We start from the raw sequence: 20,991 nt of genomic DNA, 5'->3' as shown, positions 1-20,991 counted from the left end.
AACTACAATATTGATTCAAATATCTTTACAAAATCGGAGAAATCGCTGGGCTTGGTGACAAAGTCATGTGCGCCCAAAGCTTTGGTTTGCTCCATGAGTTCGGGCTGTGACGAAGTAGTCAGTATGATTACAGGAATTTCTTTAAGGCGGGCATTTTTTTTGATTTCCGACAGGAATTGCACACCGTTCATTACAGGCATATTGAGGTCAAGGAAGATCAGGTCGGGCTGCAATTGCTGCATTTCGAGTTGTTGCAATGCCTTTGCAGCGTGGTTTCGCGTGGTGTAGTTTCTTTCGCCGTACACTTTTTGTATGGCAAATAAAAAGATCTCGCAATCATCTTCATCATCAATCAATAGGATATCTCTATACTTCATGTAGTAAAAATAAAAAAATCGAATCGAATTTTAAAAGCTTTGTGGAATTATTTTAAGGCTTTTGCTTTTTTAGGAAATTTACGTAAGCCTGTTGCAAAAACTGGTTTCCGGCTTTCATATATTCCGGTGTGGAAACGGTAAAATGATCGCCTGGATAATATTGAAATACCAGATTTGCATTTTTCTTTTTCATTTCGTCATCCAACAAATGCACGGCGTGATTCAGCAGGAAATTGTCCTGATCGCCTATAGATATGCGGATTTTTCCGTCAAGAGAAGGTTTTAATTTGTCCCAATTTGTCCGAAGGTTTAGCGAAATGTCATATTTTTTCCAATGTTCCACCGTTTCGCGGTCGATGATTCCGGTTTGCGAGTTGCACAACCGGCGCGGGCTTCCATCCGCCTGACGGACACTAAAAACAGCGTCGAATGAATGGATTTGCTCGCCGCGATAAATCACGTTTTCCATCTGATAAATGGTTTTCATTGAAGCCCATTGAAAATAGCCAGCAACCGTTGCCACCGATCGCAATTTGTCTTCCTTGTCATAAAAAATATTCGTGTCTTCATACAAATTGACCTGTTGGAAATTCCTGAAATCTACCGGATCGGGCGAACTCGACCAACAGCCCGCAAATGTATCAGGATATTGGGTCTGCAACCACAAAACTGTCCAGCCGCCACTGCTGTGTCCGGTTAACAAACGTGCGCCATTGCTGCGGTAGTTTTTTTCAATTGCCGGAATAAATTCCTTTACCAGCGCATCACCCCAGGGTCCGTTGTTGTCGCTGTTGGCATATACAGAGTGTCCTAGCGGGCAGCTTCCATCAAGGTACACCTGAATGCAGGCTGTCGTATCGATTGGCTGGCTTTTGATGTTTTCATTCCCTGAAAAATGATGGTAATCGCCTCCAAAGCCGCTTACTTTATACAATACGGGAAATTTTCTATTGGGTTGTGAATAATAGGCTTCAGGCAATAAAACTGCCGCGTTTACGGAAACTGTGCGCTTGTAAAACCCAGACAGCAATGCCGATGGTGCTTTCATTTCCTTTACAAATTTCGTGTCTTTAAAAACTTCATCCGCATTGATTTTGCTGCAGCTGATCGCAAATGTTTTATTGAAATCTTTAGTAAATTCCAATTGCGTGGCTTCGTTGTAGATATTTCCTGCACTTTCACTTATCGAACGCCCGCCGAGATTTCTGTCCCAAACTGCCTGAATGTAATATTTGCCCCGTTCAAGGTCTGATAGCGCAACGGGATAAGAAACCGCTTTATCATCAAACTGTACACTTTCTCCGGGTTTGATGTTTTTGACGTCTATCGAATAACACGGAAATGTAACTAGTCCGACGTAATTGTCTTTCGGGTTTTTATTGTCTTTTGACAGGTATAAAAATACTTTTCCTGTGAATGGTGCCGCCGATGCATCTGCAGTATAACTAACATTAATTTTCTGGCTGTAGGCTGATAAAAAGCAGCTTGCGATAAAAAGAGTAAAGATTGTTCTCATGTGATTCATTTTGATTGCTCTAAGGTATAAAAAGGAAACAGAGTTTTAAAATCTGGATTTATCTTTCATAAAAAGAAAGTATTTATTTGAAAATCCAAACTCAAATGATAAATTTGCACCACTCGGGCGATTAGCTCAGCTGGTTCAGAGTACTACCTCGACAAGGTAGGGGTCACTGGTTCGAACCCAGTATCGCCCACAATTAAAACCCTGTAATGTACAGGGTTTTGTTTTTTACGAATTGACCAACGGCATCACTTTCTTGCCAATAAGCTCAATGGATTTCATCAGTTGCGCATGCGATAACTTGGCGTTGTCCATCTGAAAAGTAAATCTTGAAATGCCACCTAATGATTCGCTATGTCGGATGAGTTTCTCAGCAACTTCTTCAGGATTTCCAACCAAATAAGCGCCTTTCGGGCCATTTTGCGAGTCAAAATGCTGGCGTGTTACCGGCGGCCAGCCACGCTCGCGGCCGATTCGAGTGAAAATTTCGGCATAACCGGGATAAAAATCTTCAACAGCTTCTTCACGGGTTTCGGCCACATAACCCAGTGAATGCAATCCGACTTGTAATTTTTCAGGCGCATGCCCGGCTTTTTCACCAGCTTCGCGATACAAATCGACCAATGGGCGAAAGCGGTGTGTTTCGCCACCAATCACGGCAACCATCAGCGGCAATCCAAGTGTACCGGCGCGTACAAATGATTCGGGTGTGCCGCCAACGCCAATCCATATTGGTAATTTTTCCTGCAAAGGCCTCGGGTAAATGGGTTGATTTTGCAATGCCGGGCGAAATTTTCCCGACCAGTTTACAAATTCGTTGTCACGGATATTTAAAAGCAATCCGATTTTTTCTGAAAATAACGCATCATAATCGCGCAAATTCAATCCGAAAAGCGGAAAAGCTTCGGTAAAAGAACCTCGTCCAACGACCATTTCTGCGCGTCCCTGTGAAATCAGGTCTAATGTCGCAAAATTCTGAAACACCCGAACCGGATCGGCGGCGCTTAAAACCGTGACCGCGCTCGAAAGCTTGATTCTTTTCGTCCTTGAAGCAGCTGCTGCAAGAATCATTGTTGGCGCCGAATCGAGGAATTCTTTTCTGTGGTGTTCCCCAATTCCGAAAACATCCAAACCTGATTTGTCGGCGTGTTCGATGCGTTCAAGCAATTCATTCAGCGCATGCATATTATTGTTTGCCGAGCCGTCATTATTGGCCGCAGCAAAACTGTCTATTCCGATTTCCATAGTGATTTTTTTAATGACTACGAATTTACGAAAAGAAGTTGAGGTTTGAATGCCGTGATTTCATAGTTGGTTATTGGATTGCTTTCATCAAAAGCGCATTTAAAATCCCGGCTTCACTTGCCGTATTGTTGAAGTAAACGAACACTTCTTTCCAGCCGATTTTTTGAAGGATTTTGTTTTGCAGTTCCTGAAGTTCATCTGCTGAATATTCCGAATAAAATAATTTCGGAACGCCATGCAATCTAATATAACCGATTGCATTTGTTTCGATTAAATCGGATGGCAATTTGTCGTAACTGACGCTGCAAAACGTAATGTTATTCGCTGCAAAAGCTTCAAAAACTTCGGGTTTCCACCAGCTTGCATTTCGAAATTCCACAACATTTTTAAAAGTCGGATCCAATGAATTGATAATGAGCTTGAGTTTTTCCGGACTGTAATCAAAAGACGGCGGCAATTGAAATAAAATGCAGGCCAGTTTTTCTTTTAAACCTTCGCGGCAAATGCTGTAAAAATCGGAAATCTCCGTCTCGCAATTGTTGAATTTTTTAAAATGTGTAATGAGTTTGGGTGCTTTGACCGAAAACGAAAAATCTGCATGAACTTTATCATGCCAGGCTTTGAGGCTTTTGACTGTTGGCGCTTTATAAAACGTACCGTTGAGTTCGTAAGTTTTAAATTTTGTTGCATAGAAATCAAACCATTTGGTACGCGGAATATCGGCCGGATAAAAAATATTTTTCCAGTACGTATTGTTGAATGCCGATAAACCGATATGGATATTTTCGTTTTTCATTGGTATAAAATCTGGCAGTTTTCACAGTAAAAGCTGCGTCTTTTTTTAATGCCTGTATATTCTTTGATTATTGGAAGATCACAGCGTTTGCAAGTTTTTTTCGTATGGGCTAACCAGTGCTTTTTGAGTTCGTTTTGCTTTTTCCATCTGAGGAAATCGAAACTGTAATTTTTGGCTTCGTCAATCATTTCGGTTATTTTTTTGGCTGGGATTTCCCCGATTTCCGATTTTGGATGCACAAAAATCCGATACAGCACTTCATTTTTGATGATGTTGCCCACGCCTGAAAAAATATCCTGTTCGAGCAACGCATCGCAAGCCAGTTTGTTTGGAACTTCCTTGAGCTTCGCTTTTGCCTTTTTTGGATTCCAATCCTCATTCATCACATCTTCGCTCCAGTGATAATGGTCGTTGATGTCGCCTTCGAGGATTTTTACGCCGCAGGCATACATATTTAATTGTCCGTTTGGAAACGTTAAACCCAGCCGGATTTGTGCCGATTTCGTTTCATCGATCAGATAACTTCCGAACAATAAAAAGTGAATGCGCACCGTAAATCCGTCAAAGCAAATCAGGAAATGTTTGCCCCAACTTTTGAATGTTGCCTTTTGATGCAGCAATCTGTCGAGGTCGATTTTGGTATTTCCCGTCACAGCAATGACTTCTTTTCCGTCGAACTTTGCAACTTCTTCTTTGAGAATGACAATCGTTGGTCCTTCTGGCATAATGCGAAAATTAGAAATATAAAATTCTGCAATAATGCTTTCAAAAGATTATATGATTTTTAACATGGGTTGCATGATTTGCCGAAATGGGAAAAGTTTCATCCATTTTAAAATCTTCTGCGTAACTTAGGAACAGATAATCCTGAAATGATCCCAGAAAAAACATCCAGAATACGAAAAGTCATCCGCCGCATCTTGCAGGTTTTCGGAATATTGATCGTGCTGATATTTGCCGCTTATGCCGGAATGGCGTGGTACATTAATGCACATAAAAAGGAAATGTTGCAGTCGCTTACCACGGAGCTAAATAAAAACATCAACGGCAGTTTAACGATTGGAGATATGGAACCCGCGTTTTTGCGGAGTTTGCCGCGGTTGTCGTTAAACCTGAAAAATGTAACCATCCGCGACAGCCTTTATGAAAAACACAAGCATACTTTTTTGCAGGCCGAAGATTTTTACATTGCCGTAAATGCATTGGCACTGCTGCATGGAACTATCGAAATCAAGAAAATCGATATTAAAAATGCGTCAGTCGATCTTTTTACCGATAAAAACGGTTACAGCAACAGCAATGTTTTTAAGAAATCGGGAACCAAAAAAAACGGAGAAAGCGGCGCTTTGCCCGAACTCAAAAAATTTAGTCTTGATCATGTAGATTTTGCGATTGACAACCAGAGCAAGAAGAAATTATTCCATTTTAATATTGATGACCTTGACGGCGATCTCGATTATACTCCTGAAGGATTTAATGCGAAACTGAATCTGAATACACTGGTGAAAAGCATGGCTTTCAGTACCGATCGTGGCAGTTTTTTGAAAGACAAAATCGTTGAAGGGAAATTTGATATCGTTTATACGAAAGATTCGATTGCAGTTTTGCCGAACCAGCTTGAAATAGGAGGTGAGGATTTTGTGGTTTCGGCCGGATTCCAATTGGAAAAATCGGCAGATTTTGAAATCCATATCAAAAATGAAAAGATTTTGTGGAAAAATGCATCCAGATTATTGGCGCCAAATATCAGTTCGCGCCTCGATTTATTCGATTTAAAAGAACCGATTTTTGTGACTTGCGACATTGTTGGCGATTTTAATGATTTTGGCGATCCGTTGATTCACGTGAAGGCAAAAATCCGTGACAACATGTTGACGACTTCGGGCGGCATGATCGACAATTGCAGTTTTGACGGCGAGTTTACGAATCATAATATTGCCGATAAAGGTTTTGACGATGCAAATTCGGCTGTAAAGATTTTCAATTTTAAAGGCGATTATGCCGGAATGCCGATTTTGATGCAGCAGACTCTCATCCTGAATTTCGACAAGCCGATTGCCGTCGGTGATTTTTCATCGGAGTTTGAAATCGGGAAACTCAATAATATTATTGATAAAGACTTGCTCGGATTTTCGAAAGGAACAGCGGTTGTAAAAGTCAATTATGAAGCCGATATTGTGAACTATGAACTTGCAAAACCCAAGCTGGAAGGCACAATCCAAATTAAGAATGCCGATGTAAAATATGCGCCGAGAAACCTTGATTTTAATGACATTTCAGTGATTTTGAATTTTAAGGATGAAGATTTATCGATCAGCAACATTCACTTGCGAAGCGGAAAAAGCATCGTCAATATGGAAGGCAGTATCCGGAATTTTCTGAATTTGTATTATACTGCACCAGAAAAAATTGTGGTTGACTGGAAAGTTAAAAGTCCGCAATTGCATTTGGGTGAATTTATGGGATTTGTAAGTACGCGGAAAAAAGTCAAATCTGTAAAGAAAAAAAGTACGCGCGCCAATTTCACCGAAGACCTGAACAAGCTGTTTGACAACATTAATGTGAATATGACGATGAACGTAGACAAGCTTTTTTATGACCGGTTTTATGCGACTAATGTTACGGCTTCATTGTTTTTGAATGATTCGGGTATCCAATTGAAAAATGCAGGTTTGCGCCATGCCGATGGAAATTTAAAGCTCAGCGGAACGTTATCGCAACAAGGAAAAATCAATCCGTTTCAAATGAATGCGGTCGTTACAAATGTGAATATCAGCAAGTTTTTTTATGCGTTTGATAATTTCGGGCTGCAGTCGTTGCAGGCAAAAAACCTGAATGGATATTTGTCGGCAAACACAAACATTTCAGGAAAAATTACCGATCAGGGCGGCGTTGTTCCAAAGTCAATGATTGGGAAAGTAGATTTTGGATTGAAAAAAGTAAAATTGCTGCAGTTTTCGCCTATAAAAAGCATTGGGAAATTTGCGTTTCCGTTTCGCGATTTTGATACGATTTCGTTTTACAACCTGAAAGGCGATTTTGATATTTCGGGTGAAAAAGTGACGATCAGCCCGATGCAGATCAATTCGAGCATTTTAAATATGGATGTCGAAGGCGTGTATTCTTTCGGAAAAGGAACGAATATTTACGTCACCGTTCCGCTTCGGAATCCAAAAAAAGACAAAGACATTACCGATGCCGATGAGCTTGCGAAACGCAGAAACCGTGGCATTATGCTTCGATTGATCGCTGCCGACGGCGATGACGGAAAAGTAAAAGTCAGCCTCGGGCGGAAGCAAAAACAGGATTAATGCTATTTTAACACCAAGGGCGATATGGTATTGCGTATTTTTTATAAATTTAGGCAACCTTAATTGCTTGATCTATCATGGCTGGAAACATTTCTGAACAAAGCAAAATCGAAGCGCTTACTGACGAACTCAATGCGTCAAAGGCACTGCTTGCTGCGATTCTCAATTCGACCTATTACGGAATTGCCAATTATGCGGCCATCCGAAGTGATTCTGGGACAATAACCGATTTCAGGATCGTATTTACCAATGCTGAAGTTCCGGGAAATTTCGGGAAAAAAGTAGAAAATGTCATCCATAAAACCTGCCGCGAGGTTTATCCAGGAATTTTTGAAAACGGGATTTTTAAAAAGATGGTTCATGTGATTGCTACCGGAATTTCCGAAACGTATGAAATTTCTGTATTTGAAAATGGGCAAACGATCTGGTTGGCTGCGGCTATAGAAAAAGTAGGCGATTCGGTTACTGTGACTTCCAAAAATATTACATCTGAAAAAGAATCGGCTTTGCATCTTGAAAAAGTGAATGCATTGCTCGAAAAAAAGGAAGCGTTGCTGGAGCAGAAAAACAGCAAGTTGCAATCGCAGAACGAGGAATTGGCTTCGTTCAATTACATTGCATCGCATGATTTGCAGGAACCGCTTCGGAAAATCCGGATTTTTACGGGCCGCATTCTCGAACTGGAATCGGGAAACCTTAAAGAAGCATCGCAAGGTTATTTTGAAAATATCGGCAAAACGGCAGAGCGCATGCAAAACCTGATCAATGACCTGCTTGCTTATTCCGGAATGGATTCTGAGAATTTAAAAATGAAGGAAACCGACCTGAATTTGATCCTCAGACAAGTATTTACGGCAATCGAAGATATTTCTGAAACTAAAAACGTCAAATTTAAATTTGATTATTTGCCAGTGATTCATGGAATTCCGCCGCTTTTGGAACAGTTGTTTTCAAACATTATCATCAATGCGATCAAATACAGTAAGGAAGGTATTGCTCCTGAGGTCTCTGTTTCATACGAATTGTCACAAATCGAAAACCGGAAATACCATAAAATTGTTGTCACAGACAACGGAATTGGTTTTGAAGCAAAATATAAAGACAAGATTTTCGAAGTGTTTCAAAGGCTGCAGGGTAAAAAAGAATATAGCGGAACCGGTGTTGGCCTTGCGATCTGCAAGAAAATCATGCAATACCACAACGGTTTGATCGCCGCTGATGGAAATCCGGGGAAAGGCGCGGTTTTTACCGTTTTCTTTCCTGTAAATCATCCGTAAAATATTACAAAAAAATTGTGTAAATTTTGTAAGCTGTTTGAAAATCAATTGCTTATCTTTATAAGATTACTAATCCAAAACACATAGAATCATGACGAAATTAATGAGATCTGGCCTGGTATTGTTGTTTGCTGTTATAGCGACCACAATGGTTTCCTGTAAGAACGCAGAACCAACAGTTACGGAAACTGAAACCAGCACAACTGCCGATACGACTGTAACCGCAATGCCGGCAACAGTTGATACGACTGGAACCGCTCCTGTAGATACCGCAGGAACAGGAACTAAAAAAATGCCTTAAGCTTCCTTAGGCATTATAAAAAAACTACAGCAAATATTGTTGTAGTTTTTTTTGTTTATAATTAATTGCCTTGTGGTTTAGACATTTTGTGTAAGATGGAAACAATATGCTTTTCCATCATAGCCAATTGCGCCAGTGTAATGGCTACGACTTCTTTTGCGGTAGCGTATGTTCCAATTTTCGGAAGAAACTCTTCAAGTTCTTTTTTTTCCCAGTAGATATTTAAAAGCTGGTCGTCAAGGGAAGAAATATTATCGTCAAAATTTGCGGCAGCCAATTTGGCTTCATCAAAAGCATTGAAAGTTTTCATATTCGTAGTATTTTGGGTTAAGTAAATTTAACCCTGAATGCCTATATGAATGTTACAGAACGCCGGTAAAAATTTATACGATTGTCTTGTGCTATTCAAAATCGCTGTAAAACCAGTGGTTGTCCGCTCTTATGAACTTTGACCGTTCGTGATGAATGTGTGCCTTAAACTGGTTGTCAATATAATGCGCTTTGAATTCTATAATATTTTCGGATGAATTAATGATTTCGAGCTTTACCCATTGATTGCTTTTCGCCCAATTTAAAATATCTGATTTTTTGTGGAGTTTTCGTGTTGCAGCAGCAGTTGTTTCTACCAGATAATCGGCATGATGGGTTGCGTATGCCGAATATCTCGAACGCATTAATGCTTCGGCAGTAGGCGCAAATTGCTTTCTAAGGATAAAAGGTTCGCAACAATCTGAAAATAGCTTTTCAGAACAGCAGTAACATTTTTCATCTGACATTTTTCAGTAATTATTTTCCAAGTCCGATGTTGATTTTCTGCTGCAGCTGGTTCAGCAAAACCTGGTAACGGCTGATTTCGATCAGGTCTTCATCGGCTTCTGAAAAATCCAGCAATTCGTCAAGAATGTCGCTGGCTTCGATGAGCCTGTCATTCGCACCGCCAAAATTTCCGGCAGCCATTAAGTCGATAACCTGTTGGACTTCGTACTGCAATGAACTGAATTTTAATTCTTCCATAACTTGATTATTTAACTGTTTTCGGAATTTTTCTCGTTGAATTTTTTGATGATCTCAGCTAGTTTTTCTTTGCGCAAAATGTCTGCCTGCTTCGCCTTATCCTGCGCTTTATGCAGTTTGTCATTGTGCTTTTTGATGTTTCTTTCGTTATTTCTGCCCATGATTTATTGGATGTCAATCAGCCGTAAAATTACGATTTTATTCCGCAGGAATTTTAATAGTATCGGCTTTTCGCTGCACCATTTTGCTTACGCGGTAAATCAGGAAAACTGTTGTTAAAGTCACGCATGAAATGATGATGCCGAGCAATCCATAATTTTCGAGCGGACTCGTTTTTGTTTGCTGATGCACGATGTATCCAGCACAAATTGCCGCAATTCCGCCTGCAATCTGTTGCATCGAAGACGTGATTGCCATGTAGGCACCGCGGTCTTTCACTTCCGGAATACTCGTATTTAGAGTCGTTGCCGGAACCATTCGGCTCATAATTCCCATAAAAAGGATCATATTTAGCGCGACAACTTCCCATAATGGTACGACAGGCAAATTGGTGTAAATCAGAATCATCACGATCGAAATAACCGATCCGATTGTAAAAAGCTTGAATTTATTGATGCGGTCGCTGAGTTTCCCGATGAGCGGCATGATGATCAAAACCGAAACGCCGGTAAAGAAAAATACCATTGGCAATTGTGCGTGGCTGATGTGGATGTTGTTGACCAGGTATGCGCTTCCAAACGGTTGCAGCATAAATCCGCCGACCGATAAAAAGGCGATTGCCGTAAATCCGATCTGGTAATTTTTATTGCTCAAAGTATGCCACAAATGCAGGAACGGACTTTTATCCGATTGTATTTCCAGATGTTTATTCACAGGCTGCATTTTAAAGATCACGGCAATTAGGATTACCGATGCCAGCAAGACGATCATTAAGAAAGCCGAATGCCAGCCCCAAAGATTTGCAAAATAAATACCGATCGGTATTCCTAAGATCTGGCTTGAAGCAAATGCCATCTGGATAAATCCCATGACACGGCCACGTTGATTTACCGCAAATAAATCGGTTACGATGGCCAATGAAACAGATCCGATGACGCCGCCAAAAAATCCGGTGACGATCCTTGACGCGAGTAGCATCTGATAATTTGGAGAAAAAGCGCAGCATAAAGTTCCGATGATAAATCCGGTGTAGAAGAAGATCAGCAGTTTTTTACGGTCAAATCTATCAGCAAAACCTGCAGCCAGCAAACCTGAAATCCCGGCGCTAAATGCATAAGCAGAAACGACCATTCCGAAGTTGGCCGTACTCATGTCCAGTGTTTTCATTAAAATATCACCAAGTGGCGAAATGACCATGAAATCCAGGATGACGGTAAATTGCAACAATGCCAATATCGCGATAATGAATTTTTGATGCGGTGTAAATGGTGGGATTTCTATTTTTTGAGTGTCCATTTTTTTGACTTTTGTTTGATGTTATGGTAATTCGGCACACTCAAATCCATGTGCGTTGATGAGTGAAATGATGTCGTGGTTTGATAAAGTTTTCGAAACAATGCGAAGCACGCGGTCACAATCTTCATGATCGATACTCCATTGTGAAATTCCGGTTTGTTTGCCCAACGATTCTGACAAGGCACAATCGGTGGAAAGTTGGTCAATATTGGTTTTGAAAACCAAAATGTGGTTTAAATTCGTTTCCATGATTTATGGCTTTAATGCTTTCAACACCAATTCAAGCGCTTGATTCGTATAGTCATCGGTTAGTGAAAATGGTTTGCCGCCCATGCTTTTGCCTTCGCTGTGGAAACGCAGTAAACTGTAAAGCGGGCCGTATGCTACACTCCAGAATACTTCGATAGGCAGTGGTTGCAATTCTTTATTATCAACAGCATTGGTGAAAAAATCGGCCATGATTTGTTTAAACGGGCTCACAGCTGTCTGCAAAATCTGTTCTCCGTGAGGCGAATGGCGGATGATTTCAAAGCAAGCTACAATTTTAGGATGCTGTAATGAAAAAGAAATCCGGTTTTCCCATTGTTTCCTCAAACCTTGCGGAAAAGGCATATCGGCAGAAAAATCCTTCAATGTATGTGCAAAAAAAGCAGTGCCAATTTCAGACCCGATTTTCGTTATCAGATCATCTTTATGCTGGTAATAGATGTATAAAGTCGCGACCGAAATGTTGCACAATCGCGCAAGCTTGTTCATGCTAAAACCTTCAAATCCGTCGCTTACAATGAGTTCGATCGCTTTTTCAATGACCAATTTTTCTTTATCGGCGTTTCTGGTACGCATATTAATTTTTTTTGCAAATGTATAAATTATAAATGAATGTTCGCTTATTTATATAAAATTTATAAAAAATCCCCGAACGATACAGGGATTAATTTTAAATCTGAATTTATGAGGGCAACTGATCGCGTTCTTTTTTGAGTTTGGCTTTGATGTGGTGCAGTTCTTCTGCTTCTTCGATAGAATGCGAGCATTGCAGGCTTTCTTCTTTTTGCGCCAGTTTGCTTAAATGCACATAATATTTTTTGATGACTTCCATTTCCTGTTCTGTCATGTCTTCAATGTCAACAAGCCTGTTGCTGGCGAGTTCATGCGACGCAACAAGCTCATTTAATTTGAGTTGGATGGCAAGTGAATCTTTATTCTGTGCCTTTTGAATCAGGAAAACCATCAGGAAAGTAATGATCGTGGTTCCAGTATTAATCACGAGCTGCCAGGTTTCAGAATAGTTGAAAACTGGCCCTGTTACCGCCCAGACTACAACAGTTAATGTGGCAAGTGTAAAAGCTGTTGTACTTCCTGTTGCTTTTGCAGCAGCAGTTGCTAGGGCGTCAAACGAATTTTTTTTCTTGCCTTTACCAGAATTTTTTTTCATGATTGTTTTGAATTTTTGCTATCCATCAGACATCTTCATCGGATAGCTATAAGTTAATAAAGATACGATTGTTATCAGGTTTAGGGCAGTTTCTCGAGTCGGTAATAGCCAATGTGAAGCACATCTTCAGTGATGTTTTGTGGTTTTGTGATCCGAAGGCTGAATTGTTCTTGAAATGTTGGCTTTAAAATATCGGAAACATTGTACGCGTCATCGACATCAATGCCATATTTGTCATCAATGTGTGCATTCGCGCCTTTAAATCCCCAATGCTTGAAAAACGAAGTTTGTTTGGATTTTTTTGAGGCTTCGGCCAGGCTTTCGCCGATGGCAAGCACTTTATAATGGTATTCCTCAAATTCATCGGGTTTGTAACCGCCGAGATTAATGAAAAAAAGGCGTTCGGGATTGCTGATCGAATCATCCTTAGGAACCACTTCGATTTTATAACCATCGACAGCAGTCACTTCACGCCACGAATCAATATGGATTTTTCCTTTGGCTTCGGGCCAGAATGCTTTCATTTGTGGAATAAGTTCTTTCATTGAATTTGCAGCCCCGAAAAAAACATCGTGCTGCTCTGTAAATCTTCCGTCGGGTTTGCAGCCAATGATGGCCATGAAAAGCTTGACATCCATAAAATAATCATTAATTGTAATCTTCCTTAAATTTACTAAAATTACCGTAAAATACTTTTTTTGGTTTAATTTTTGGGATACATTTATAAACAATTAAAAATTAAAATTATGAAAAAGATATTTTTACTACTGACTGCTGTTGCCGGAATGGCATTGACCCAAAGCTGTGAAGGCGATGCAGGGCCGCAGGGAGAACAAGGAACTGCTTTGGTAGCAGATGTATATGAAATAACTAACGTAGATTTTGTTAATGATGGAACAGATTTCTATGGAATTGTATACCAGTTTCCACAAATTTACGAAGGAGACATGGTTTTGGCTTACAGGCTTAAAGGCAGTACGACCGGTGGTGCTGATATCTGGGAATCGATACCAAAAACGTATTATTTCCTAAGCGGAGAATTAGAATACAATTTTGATTTCACGCGAAGTGATATCAGTATTTATCTTGACCAGTCAAATGATTCTGTTTTAACTCCTGCTTATACACAAGATCAGGTTTTTAGGGTCGTTATTGTGCCAGGTGATCTGGCAAATAAAATGACAAGTACGAAATATAATGATGTGGTACAAATGCTAAAATTATCAGATAGCAGCTTTAAGAGAGTTACTTCAACAAGTACAAAATAGTTTAAAAAATTAAAGCATAAAAAAAGGGAATCAAATCGATTCCCTTTTTTTATGCTTTAATGCAAAACCTTTACCGGTTTGTTTTTCCTTCTATGGTAACTGTTGGTCTCATTTCCAAAATAACGGTAGCTCATCAATCTTGCCATTAAATAACTTACAGTCGATTCTGCACCTTGATTTAAATTGACGTTCTTTTCTTCCAATCCGTCAAAACAGCCGCCAGTACATGGATTGTAAATAATCTGTTGCAAATGGTTGTTTCCTAAGAACCAGTTGAAAGCCGTTTCCATTTTATCCAAATAAGATTTTTCTTTAAAGACATCGTGGAATTTCCTGAGCGTAATAATCGTATAAGCCACATCAATCGGCTGCTCTCCAAAACCGGAATTTTCTTCACCTTTCTGACACCAGCCTTGATTCGTAATGACTTTAATTTCTGAGTCTGAAAAAGTTTTCGCCATTAAAAAGTCGAATGATTCTTTAGCGATCGCTTTATAAGTTGTGTCATCGGTGATGGTATAGGCACACAATAAAGCTTCGGGCAAAATGCTGTTGGCATACGTCAGGTAACTTTCAAACCATAACCAATCTGGAGATGATTCATGTTTGTACATCTGAACCAAACGATCGGCAAGCATTTTTGTGATTTCAGACGTATTGTCATTTTCCACCGAACGGTTGTAATAATACAAACCTTTAATGATAAACGACATGGCTCGTGGCGAATGCACTTTAGTCGCACATTGCACAGCCCTGTCAAAAACCTTTTCCGCTTTTGAAACGATTTCATACGGTAAAATGTGTGCCAATGAAATCAGGTAGCCCAATGCCCAGATCGCGCGTCCTGTGGAATCTGCCAGGTTTACCTCGGCATTTTGGGTTGTGAAATTGTTATTGTAATCCACATAATTCAAAAACAGATCTTTCGGGCGTTCGCAATAAGCGATAAAATCAAGGTATATTTTAATGTAAAGCAAATCGTCTTCCTCACGCGTCATTTTGTAATGCTGGCATAAGGCGATCATCGCGCGCGCATTGTCATCGATCGTGTAGCCTGAATTGATATCGGGAACGTTGATCTTTGCAAACTGCAGCATCCCGAAATCGGTAGTCATTTTTTTGATGTGATCTAAATTGATATCCGGGTTGCGATAGTGGAGTTCGAATTTATTCCTTGCAATTTTCTGAAGGAATTTCGCATGTGCCACAGCTGAATTTTCCCAGGCCGTACACGTAATTTTATGCAATCCGTTTGAAATGATATTGAGTCGCAATTCCTCATCAAACAACAATTTGTTTACGGCTTCTTTCAATTGTTTGGAATCCCCAAAATCAAATAGGATTCCGCTTTCACCCGATAAAACTTCTTTGGCGTGCGGGATCGGAGTAGAAACTACAGGACATCCGCAGCTTAAAGCATACGAAAAAGTGCCGCTTACCGCCTGATTCGGGTCTTTTGAAGTAAACAAATAAATATCTGTCAATTGCAGGTATTCTAAAAGTTCGTCCAAAGGCAAATATTTGTTTACAAACTTTACGTTGTCCTGAATGTTCAGCTCGACGATCTTGCGCTGCAATTCCTCGCGGTATTTTTCGCCTTCCTGCAATGCAACGGTTGGATGTGTTTTTCCGATGATCAAAAAAATCACTTCAGGCGTGGTTTTTACAATTCCAGGCAAAGCCTCTAAAGTCGTTTCGATGCTTTTTCCAGAACTCAGCAAACCAAAAGTAGAAAGCACTCTCCTGCCTTGCAATCCGTATTTTTCTTTCAAAACATTTTTATCCAAATGCGGAACCAGGTGCGTTCCATGTGCAATTACATTGATTTTCGAACTGTCAACACGGTAATCGCGTTCGAGGATTTCTCCTGCGCCGTGCGTCATCACGATAATCCCATCGGCATAATCCAGTAAATGCTGTACTTTTTGTTTAAATACTTCGTCTGGCCTTGGCAACACAGTGTGGAAAACAATGCCCAGCGGTTTTTTGATCCGTGAAACGAAATCGTTGAATTCATCAACCGTTTCTGCAAATAGGCCAAATTCATGCTGAATCAGAACAACTTTGATATTGTCGTCGGCATTGATTTTCTCAGCCATTTTAATATACGATTTTGGCTCAGAAGTATTGAGTTTGTATTTCACATCCTTGCCGTAAGTATGCCTTTCACTATTGTTTTCTACAGCGCAGATTTCGATATTAAACGAATAAACAAATTGTTTGTTCAACGCATTGATCAGATCCTGCGAATAAGTCGCAATACCGCATTCGCGCGGCGGAAAAGTCGTGATGAACAAGATTTCTGGCAGCATGTTTTCATCCACAGGAACTTTTAGAGGTTTTTTTTGCTCGTTAAAGAAATTATTGTTCATAAAAGGAAGAAAACCAGGCGGCGTTCCGTTATTTCTGAGGATGTTATCATTTTTCATAGTCTGTTTCATTAGTTGTATTGTTGCAATTTTATATTGTTATGTTGTTGAGCAATTCTTCGAGCAATTCTGAGATACTGACCGATGCGCATGCAATCCGTTCGTCGGCAGCGCCATAATAGATGTATAAAGTGTCGTTAATCAAAGCCGTTCCGCTTGGGAAACAAACATTGTTTACATAACCTTGCAATTCCCAGTCTTCTTCGGGTTTAAAGAGCGCATAAGGCAATCGGGCAATCTCTTTTCCGGGATTTTCCAGATCCAGAAGTGCCGCACAGGCAGTGTACATATATCCGCTTACAGTGTCGTGAACGCCGTGGTAAATGATCAGCCAGCCTTTATCTGTTTCGATTGGCGGCGCACCGTTTCCGATGTAACTCAGTTCGTGTTCGAATTTCGGGTCTAGCACGATATAGTCTTCAATGTTCTGAATGTAATCTTTCCAGAAATCATTATTAAATTCGCTGAGCTTATTTGCGCAGGCGATCTGGATTCCGGGTTTGATGCGGTGTAGGAAAAACAGCTGTCCGAAAATCCGCCTTGGAAAAAAAATCACATTTTTATCCCAAACATAATTGTTATCCATGTTCAGCCTGTAATATTTCAGGTTGATGTTTCCGTTGAAGTGCAGCCATTCGCGAAATTTATCACCGCGAACCTGCGGAACGATTATGCCGCGTTTACTGAATTTTTTTCCGTCTGTTGAAGTAGCAACTGCTCCGAAGGCATTTGTTCCATCATAAGCGCAGTATGAGATGTAATATACGTCGTCGATTTTCACGATCCGTGGATCTTCTACGCCGTGTGATTCATATTCGTATTCAGAATCAACTAGCGGCTGGTCGTATCTTTCGACGACTGTCAGCGGATCATTGGCATCAAACCTGCAATAACCGATCGTGGAACGGTTTCCTTTCGCGACAGCACGGTAATACATGTGAATTTGGCCATCTTCAAGGATGACCGCCGGGTTTAAAACGCCTTCAATCTCAAAGTCAAGATTTCTTTTTTCGAGAACAATTCCGTGTTTGTTTACAGCTACCATAACATCCGATTTATGTTGACCGTAAAATTCTTTAAAAGACTGCGAAATCCCATTACACAATCTCTACATTACGTTGTATGATTATGATTTTAAGTGTTAAATGGCAGTGTTTTAACAGATTTTTTCTTAAAATTTGGAGTGTCAAAAACGCGATTGATCGAATTTATTCAGATTGATTTTTGGATTTTTGTAGTGAGACCAAAATCCCGATCCCGAGAGAAACGACAATGAAAGCCAATGAAGCCCATTCGGGAACTTCAAGATATTCGTGGACAATCATTTTGATTCCGACGAATGAAAGAATCGCCATCAGGCTGTATTCCAGATAACTGAATTTCTGGAGCATATTCGCCAGAAAAAAATACATCGACCGTAGCCCTAAAATTGCGAAGATATTCGAACTAAACACCAAAAACGGATCGGAAGTGATTGCTAAAATTGCCGGAACGCTGTCCATTGCAAACAGCACATCCATAAATTCAATCACAATTAAAGCGACAAAAAGCGGGGTCGCATAATTTTTTCCGTTTTCTTTCAGGAAAAAATGTTCGCCTTCGGTATGATGTGTAATCGGTATGATTTTTCCGAGGCTGCGGTAGATCCAGGATTTTTTCGGTTCAAATTCGGCGTCATCTTTCTGGAATAGCATTTTTCCGGCTGTAAAAATTAAAAAAGCACCGAATAAATAAGTCGTCCATGCAAATTTATTGATCAGCATCACTCCGAAATAAATCATTAATCCACGAAAAACAATCGCCCCGATAATTCCCCAAAACAAGACCCGATGCTGGTATTTTTGTGGAATCCTAAAAGATGAAAAGATAATCGCAATAACAAAAATGTTGTCAATACTCAAAGAAAGCTCGATCAGATAACCGGTAATGTATTTTACAACCGCTCCCATGGGTTTCAATCCTGTCGGGTTTTCTACAAAGCTGCTGCCATACAACCAATGGATCACACCTGCAAATAAAAACGACATGGCTACCCAGATTGCCGTCCATTTACTGGCTTCTTTTGTGCTAATGATGTGCGGCGTTTTATTGAATACACCTAAATCGAGTGCAAGAAACACCATCACTGCAGCTAAAAAACAAATCCATACCATCATAGCAAAAACTTTTTGATCCTTACAAAGATACTTTTTGCAAAATAATTTCTGTCATCCCATACAAAACTATTGCGAAATTATCTGTTTTACATTTTAATTTTGGCTAACCCGTAAAATTTTAGGGGTTAACTTTTTATTTTTATAATAATTCATATATTTGCAGCAAATTAATAAGGGTTCAACTTTTTAAAATTAAATTTTATGTCAACATTACGTTTTCAGGCTTTGAAAGAAGCATCAAACAGAAGGCCATCTAAATTTGAAGAAGCCGACAGAAAGTCGAATATTTTCGGCGCTAACGTGTTCAATGATAAAGCAATGAAGCAGTTTCTGACTTCAGATGCACACAAAGGCGTGAAAGATGCAGTCCAGCACGGAACAAAAATTGACAGAAAATTAGCCGATTACATCGCAATGGGCATGAAAGAATGGGCATTGTCGAAAGGCGTAACCCATTACACGCACTGGTTTCAGCCTTTAACAGGAACAACTGCCGAGAAGCATGATGCATTTTTTGAAACGTCTTACGACGGAAGCGATCCTGTAGAAAAATTCGGCGGCGGCCAATTGGTGCAACAAGAACCAGATGCGTCGTCTTTCCCGAACGGTGGCATAAGAAATACCTTCGAAGCACGTGGTTATACCGCTTGGGATCCAACTTCCCCGGCATTTATATTCGGAACGACTTTATGCATTCCAACGGTTTTCATCTCTTATACGGGTGAAGCTTTAGATTATAAAACACCACTATTGCGCGCATTGAACGCTGTGGATGAAGCGGCGACAGATGTTTGCAAATATTTCGATAAAAACGTTAAAAAAGTAACCGCAACTTTGGGTTGGGAACAGGAATATTTCCTTGTGGATATGGCTTTGGCGAATTCCCGTCCCGATATTATCATGACCGGAAGAACATTGCTCGGACATACTTCTGCAAAAGGACAGCAATTGGACGACCATTATTTCGGATCGATCCCAACAAGAGCGTTAAACTACATGCGTGAATTGGAACAAGAGTGTATGTATCTCGGAATTCCGGTAAAAACACGCCATAACGAAGTCGCGCCAAACCAATTCGAGTTGGCCCCGATTTTCGAAGAAACCAACCTTGCCGTCGACCACAACTCCTTATTAATGGATGTGATGCAAAAAGTGGCAGAACGCCATGACTTCAAAGTTTTATTCCACGAAAAACCTTTCAAAGGCGTAAACGGTTCAGGAAAACACAACAACTGGTCGTTGGCAACTGACACTGGAGTGAATTTGTTGAGCCCGGGAAAAACGCCAATGAGCAACCTGCAATTCCTGTCGTTTTTCATCAATACGATCAAAGCGGTTGATACTTATGAATCGTTATTGCGTGCGGCGATTGCAACGGCTAGCAACGACCATAGGCTTGGTGCCAATGAAGCGCCACCGGCAATTATCTCGGTTTTCATCGGGCAGCAATTGACGAAAGTTTTAGCCGAACTCGAAGGTGTTTCTACCGGAAAATTATCTCCTGAAGAAAAAACCGATCTTAAATTAAACGTTGTCGGGAAAATCCCAGATGTTTTATTGGACAATACCGACAGAAACAGGACTTCACCATTCGCGTTCACCGGAAATAAATTTGAATTCCGTGCCGTAGGTTCATCTGCAAACTGTGCGAATGCGATGACGACTTTAAACACGATCGTAGCGAAACAATTGAAAGATTTCAAAAAAGAAGTTGATGCGTTAATTGACGAAAAAGGCCTCAAAAAAGACGAAGCGATTTTCAACGTCCTGAGAGAATACATTAAGCAAACCAAAAATATCTTGTTTGAAGGCGACGGATACAGTGAAGCCTGGGAACAGGAAGCTGCAAAACGCGGATTGAGCAACTTCAAAACAACGCCATTGGCTCTAAAAGCAAAAGTATCGCAGCAAGCTTTGGATTTGTTCAAGGAAATGAACGTGATGAATCATGTTGAGGTAGAGGCGCGTTACGAAATCGAGCTCGAAGAATACACGAAAAAAATCCAGATCGAAGGCCGTGTTCTAGGCGATATCGCAAGAAACCATGTCATTCCGACAGCGATCCGTTACCAAAATACACTGATTGAAAACGTACGCGGACTGAAAGAAATTTTCGGTTCCGATTTTGAAAACATCGCAAAAGAGCAAATCGTTCTGATCAAAGAAATTTCGTCACACATTGAAGGCATCAACAGAAAAGTAGAAGCAATGACCGAAGCCAGAAAAACGGCAAACGTTATTACAGACGCTCAGGAAATGGCCGAAGCTTATTGCGACGATGTTAAACCGCATTTTGAAGAAATCCGCGAGCACTGCGATAAACTAGAGCTTTTGGTGGACGATGAAACTTGGACATTGACTAAGTACAGGGAATTGTTGTTTACACGATAATCAATTTCCAATAA

General features: G+C 40.3%; 22 protein-coding genes and 1 tRNA gene. 6 read left to right on the top strand and 17 right to left on the bottom strand.

All coding sequences use genetic code 11. The annotated features are described in order from the left end of the window. Positions 1-2 precede the first annotated feature (2 nt). Positions 3-377, bottom strand: a complete 375-nt coding sequence (locus tag BLS32_RS11900) for a response regulator (protein WP_091395937.1) — start codon at positions 375-377, stop codon at positions 3-5. A gap of 52 nt (positions 378-429) precedes the next feature. Then, on the bottom strand, positions 430-1,893 hold the full coding sequence (locus BLS32_RS11895) for an alpha/beta hydrolase-fold protein (protein ID WP_217639567.1): 1,464 nt from the start codon (positions 1,891-1,893) through the stop codon (positions 430-432). Between the two features lie 124 nt (positions 1,894-2,017). Between BLS32_RS11895 and BLS32_RS11890 the strand changes: the two genes are divergently transcribed. After that, positions 2,018-2,092: transfer RNA gene (locus BLS32_RS11890), tRNA-Val, on the top strand. 35 nt (positions 2,093-2,127) lie between these two features. Here BLS32_RS11890 and BLS32_RS11885 read toward each other — a convergent pair. The 3 genes from BLS32_RS11885 to BLS32_RS11875 form a co-directional block, all read right to left on the bottom strand. Further along, positions 2,128-3,144 carry an LLM class flavin-dependent oxidoreductase gene (locus BLS32_RS11885; RefSeq protein ID WP_091395932.1) on the bottom strand — a complete coding sequence of 339 codons (1,017 nt, stop codon included), beginning with the start codon at positions 3,142-3,144 and terminating at the stop codon, positions 2,128-2,130. A 70-nt stretch (positions 3,145-3,214) separates the two neighbouring features. Continuing rightward, on the bottom strand, positions 3,215-3,940 hold the full coding sequence (locus BLS32_RS11880; protein WP_091395929.1) for a DUF72 domain-containing protein: 726 nt from the start codon (positions 3,938-3,940) through the stop codon (positions 3,215-3,217). Beyond that, positions 3,937-4,665: an endonuclease gene (locus tag BLS32_RS11875; RefSeq protein WP_091395927.1), complete on the bottom strand. Its 729-nt coding sequence runs from the start codon at positions 4,663-4,665 to the stop codon at positions 3,937-3,939. Before BLS32_RS11875 ends, BLS32_RS11880 begins: the two co-directional genes overlap by 4 nt. A gap of 147 nt (positions 4,666-4,812) precedes the next feature. Between BLS32_RS11875 and BLS32_RS11870 the strand changes: the two genes are divergently transcribed. The 3 genes from BLS32_RS11870 (at position 4,813) to BLS32_RS11860 (ending at position 8,829) form a co-directional block, all read left to right on the top strand. Next, entirely contained in the window at positions 4,813-7,251 is a 2,439-nt protein-coding gene (locus BLS32_RS11870) for an AsmA family protein (protein ID WP_217639566.1), read from the top strand. 77 nt (positions 7,252-7,328) lie between these two features. Further along, positions 7,329-8,528 (top strand): sensor histidine kinase, encoded by a 1,200-nt coding sequence (locus BLS32_RS11865; RefSeq protein WP_091395924.1) that lies wholly within the window; start codon positions 7,329-7,331, stop codon positions 8,526-8,528. A 91-nt stretch (positions 8,529-8,619) separates the two neighbouring features. Beyond that, a complete protein-coding gene (locus BLS32_RS11860; protein ID WP_091395921.1) occupies positions 8,620-8,829 on the top strand; it encodes a hypothetical protein in 210 nt (69 codons plus the stop codon). Positions 8,830-8,890: 61 nt separating this feature from the next. On the opposite strand, the gene BLS32_RS11855 is transcribed toward BLS32_RS11860, so the two are convergent. From BLS32_RS11855 to BLS32_RS11815, 9 genes are all read right to left on the bottom strand, one after another. Next, a complete protein-coding gene (locus BLS32_RS11855) occupies positions 8,891-9,139 on the bottom strand; it encodes a hypothetical protein (protein WP_091395918.1) in 249 nt (82 codons plus the stop codon). Positions 9,140-9,230: 91 nt separating this feature from the next. Continuing rightward, complete coding sequence (locus tag BLS32_RS11850) at positions 9,231-9,605, bottom strand: YchJ family protein (protein WP_091395915.1); 375 nt, start codon at positions 9,603-9,605, stop codon at positions 9,231-9,233. A 10-nt stretch (positions 9,606-9,615) separates the two neighbouring features. Then, positions 9,616-9,843 (bottom strand): hypothetical protein, encoded by a 228-nt coding sequence (locus BLS32_RS11845; protein WP_091395912.1) that lies wholly within the window; start codon positions 9,841-9,843, stop codon positions 9,616-9,618. Between the two features lie 11 nt (positions 9,844-9,854). Further along, positions 9,855-10,004: a hypothetical protein gene (locus BLS32_RS18510; protein WP_091395910.1), complete on the bottom strand. Its 150-nt coding sequence runs from the start codon at positions 10,002-10,004 to the stop codon at positions 9,855-9,857. 37 nt (positions 10,005-10,041) lie between these two features. After that, positions 10,042-11,298: an MFS transporter gene (locus tag BLS32_RS11835; RefSeq protein WP_091395907.1), complete on the bottom strand. Its 1,257-nt coding sequence runs from the start codon at positions 11,296-11,298 to the stop codon at positions 10,042-10,044. Between the two features lie 21 nt (positions 11,299-11,319). Beyond that, a complete protein-coding gene (locus BLS32_RS11830; protein ID WP_091395904.1) occupies positions 11,320-11,547 on the bottom strand; it encodes a hypothetical protein in 228 nt (75 codons plus the stop codon). Positions 11,548-11,550: 3 nt separating this feature from the next. Further along, a complete protein-coding gene (locus tag BLS32_RS11825; RefSeq protein ID WP_091395901.1) occupies positions 11,551-12,141 on the bottom strand; it encodes a TetR/AcrR family transcriptional regulator in 591 nt (196 codons plus the stop codon). A gap of 106 nt (positions 12,142-12,247) precedes the next feature. After that, positions 12,248-12,733 (bottom strand): low affinity iron permease family protein, encoded by a 486-nt coding sequence (locus BLS32_RS11820; protein WP_091395898.1) that lies wholly within the window; start codon positions 12,731-12,733, stop codon positions 12,248-12,250. An 80-nt stretch (positions 12,734-12,813) separates the two neighbouring features. After that, positions 12,814-13,371, bottom strand: a complete 558-nt coding sequence (locus BLS32_RS11815; RefSeq protein WP_091396149.1) for a DUF1543 domain-containing protein — start codon at positions 13,369-13,371, stop codon at positions 12,814-12,816. 108 nt (positions 13,372-13,479) lie between these two features. On the opposite strand from BLS32_RS11815, the gene BLS32_RS11810 reads away from it, so the two are divergent. Next, positions 13,480-14,001, top strand: a complete 522-nt coding sequence (locus BLS32_RS11810; protein WP_139171760.1) for a hypothetical protein — start codon at positions 13,480-13,482, stop codon at positions 13,999-14,001. Positions 14,002-14,057: 56 nt separating this feature from the next. Here the strand turns inward: BLS32_RS11810 and BLS32_RS11805 are convergent, their stop codons facing one another. From BLS32_RS11805 to BLS32_RS11795, 3 genes are all read right to left on the bottom strand, one after another. Continuing rightward, positions 14,058-16,442, bottom strand: coding sequence for a glycosyltransferase (locus BLS32_RS11805; RefSeq protein ID WP_245699425.1), 2,385 nt, complete (start codon positions 16,440-16,442; stop codon positions 14,058-14,060). A gap of 19 nt (positions 16,443-16,461) precedes the next feature. Further along, entirely contained in the window at positions 16,462-17,475 is a 1,014-nt protein-coding gene (locus BLS32_RS11800) for a glycoside hydrolase family 130 protein (RefSeq protein ID WP_091395893.1), read from the bottom strand. 163 nt (positions 17,476-17,638) lie between these two features. After that, positions 17,639-18,586 carry a TerC family protein gene (locus BLS32_RS11795; RefSeq protein WP_091395891.1) on the bottom strand — a complete coding sequence of 316 codons (948 nt, stop codon included), beginning with the start codon at positions 18,584-18,586 and terminating at the stop codon, positions 17,639-17,641. 201 nt (positions 18,587-18,787) lie between these two features. On the opposite strand from BLS32_RS11795, the gene BLS32_RS11790 reads away from it, so the two are divergent. Beyond that, positions 18,788-20,977, top strand: coding sequence for a glutamine synthetase III family protein (locus tag BLS32_RS11790; protein WP_091395888.1), 2,190 nt, complete (start codon positions 18,788-18,790; stop codon positions 20,975-20,977). Positions 20,978-20,991 lie beyond the last annotated feature (14 nt).

The sequence above is a fragment of the Flavobacterium noncentrifugens genome, from assembly GCF_900100375.1.
Lineage (GTDB): Bacteria > Bacteroidota > Bacteroidia > Flavobacteriales > Flavobacteriaceae > Flavobacterium > Flavobacterium noncentrifugens.
This window is presented reverse-complemented; position numbering and strand designations above follow the sequence as displayed.

Coding starts and splice junctions, on each gene's coding strand:
- BLS32_RS11900 (WP_091395937.1), bottom strand. CDS start 377: ATGAAGTATAGAGATATCCTATTGATTGATGATGAAGATGATTGCGAG.
- BLS32_RS11895 (WP_217639567.1), bottom strand. CDS start 1,893: ATGAGAACAATCTTTACTCTTTTTATCGCAAGCTGCTTTTTATCAGCC.
- BLS32_RS11885 (WP_091395932.1), bottom strand. CDS start 3,144: ATGGAAATCGGAATAGACAGTTTTGCTGCGGCCAATAATGACGGCTCG.
- BLS32_RS11880 (WP_091395929.1), bottom strand. CDS start 3,940: ATGAAAAACGAAAATATCCATATCGGTTTATCGGCATTCAACAATACG.
- BLS32_RS11875 (WP_091395927.1), bottom strand. CDS start 4,665: ATGCCAGAAGGACCAACGATTGTCATTCTCAAAGAAGAAGTTGCAAAG.
- BLS32_RS11870 (WP_217639566.1), top strand. CDS start 4,813: ATGATCCCAGAAAAAACATCCAGAATACGAAAAGTCATCCGCCGCATC.
- BLS32_RS11865 (WP_091395924.1), top strand. CDS start 7,329: ATGGCTGGAAACATTTCTGAACAAAGCAAAATCGAAGCGCTTACTGAC.
- BLS32_RS11860 (WP_091395921.1), top strand. CDS start 8,620: ATGACGAAATTAATGAGATCTGGCCTGGTATTGTTGTTTGCTGTTATA.
- BLS32_RS11855 (WP_091395918.1), bottom strand. CDS start 9,139: ATGAAAACTTTCAATGCTTTTGATGAAGCCAAATTGGCTGCCGCAAAT.
- BLS32_RS11850 (WP_091395915.1), bottom strand. CDS start 9,605: ATGTCAGATGAAAAATGTTACTGCTGTTCTGAAAAGCTATTTTCAGAT.
- BLS32_RS11845 (WP_091395912.1), bottom strand. CDS start 9,843: ATGGAAGAATTAAAATTCAGTTCATTGCAGTACGAAGTCCAACAGGTT.
- BLS32_RS18510 (WP_091395910.1), bottom strand. CDS start 10,004: ATGGGCAGAAATAACGAAAGAAACATCAAAAAGCACAATGACAAACTG.
- BLS32_RS11835 (WP_091395907.1), bottom strand. CDS start 11,298: ATGGACACTCAAAAAATAGAAATCCCACCATTTACACCGCATCAAAAA.
- BLS32_RS11830 (WP_091395904.1), bottom strand. CDS start 11,547: ATGGAAACGAATTTAAACCACATTTTGGTTTTCAAAACCAATATTGAC.
- BLS32_RS11825 (WP_091395901.1), bottom strand. CDS start 12,141: ATGCGTACCAGAAACGCCGATAAAGAAAAATTGGTCATTGAAAAAGCG.
- BLS32_RS11820 (WP_091395898.1), bottom strand. CDS start 12,733: ATGAAAAAAAATTCTGGTAAAGGCAAGAAAAAAAATTCGTTTGACGCC.
- BLS32_RS11815 (WP_091396149.1), bottom strand. CDS start 13,371: ATGGATGTCAAGCTTTTCATGGCCATCATTGGCTGCAAACCCGACGGA.
- BLS32_RS11810 (WP_139171760.1), top strand. CDS start 13,480: ATGAAAAAGATATTTTTACTACTGACTGCTGTTGCCGGAATGGCATTG.
- BLS32_RS11805 (WP_245699425.1), bottom strand. CDS start 16,442: ATGAAACAGACTATGAAAAATGATAACATCCTCAGAAATAACGGAACG.
- BLS32_RS11800 (WP_091395893.1), bottom strand. CDS start 17,475: ATGGTAGCTGTAAACAAACACGGAATTGTTCTCGAAAAAAGAAATCTT.
- BLS32_RS11795 (WP_091395891.1), bottom strand. CDS start 18,586: ATGATGGTATGGATTTGTTTTTTAGCTGCAGTGATGGTGTTTCTTGCA.
- BLS32_RS11790 (WP_091395888.1), top strand. CDS start 18,788: ATGTCAACATTACGTTTTCAGGCTTTGAAAGAAGCATCAAACAGAAGG.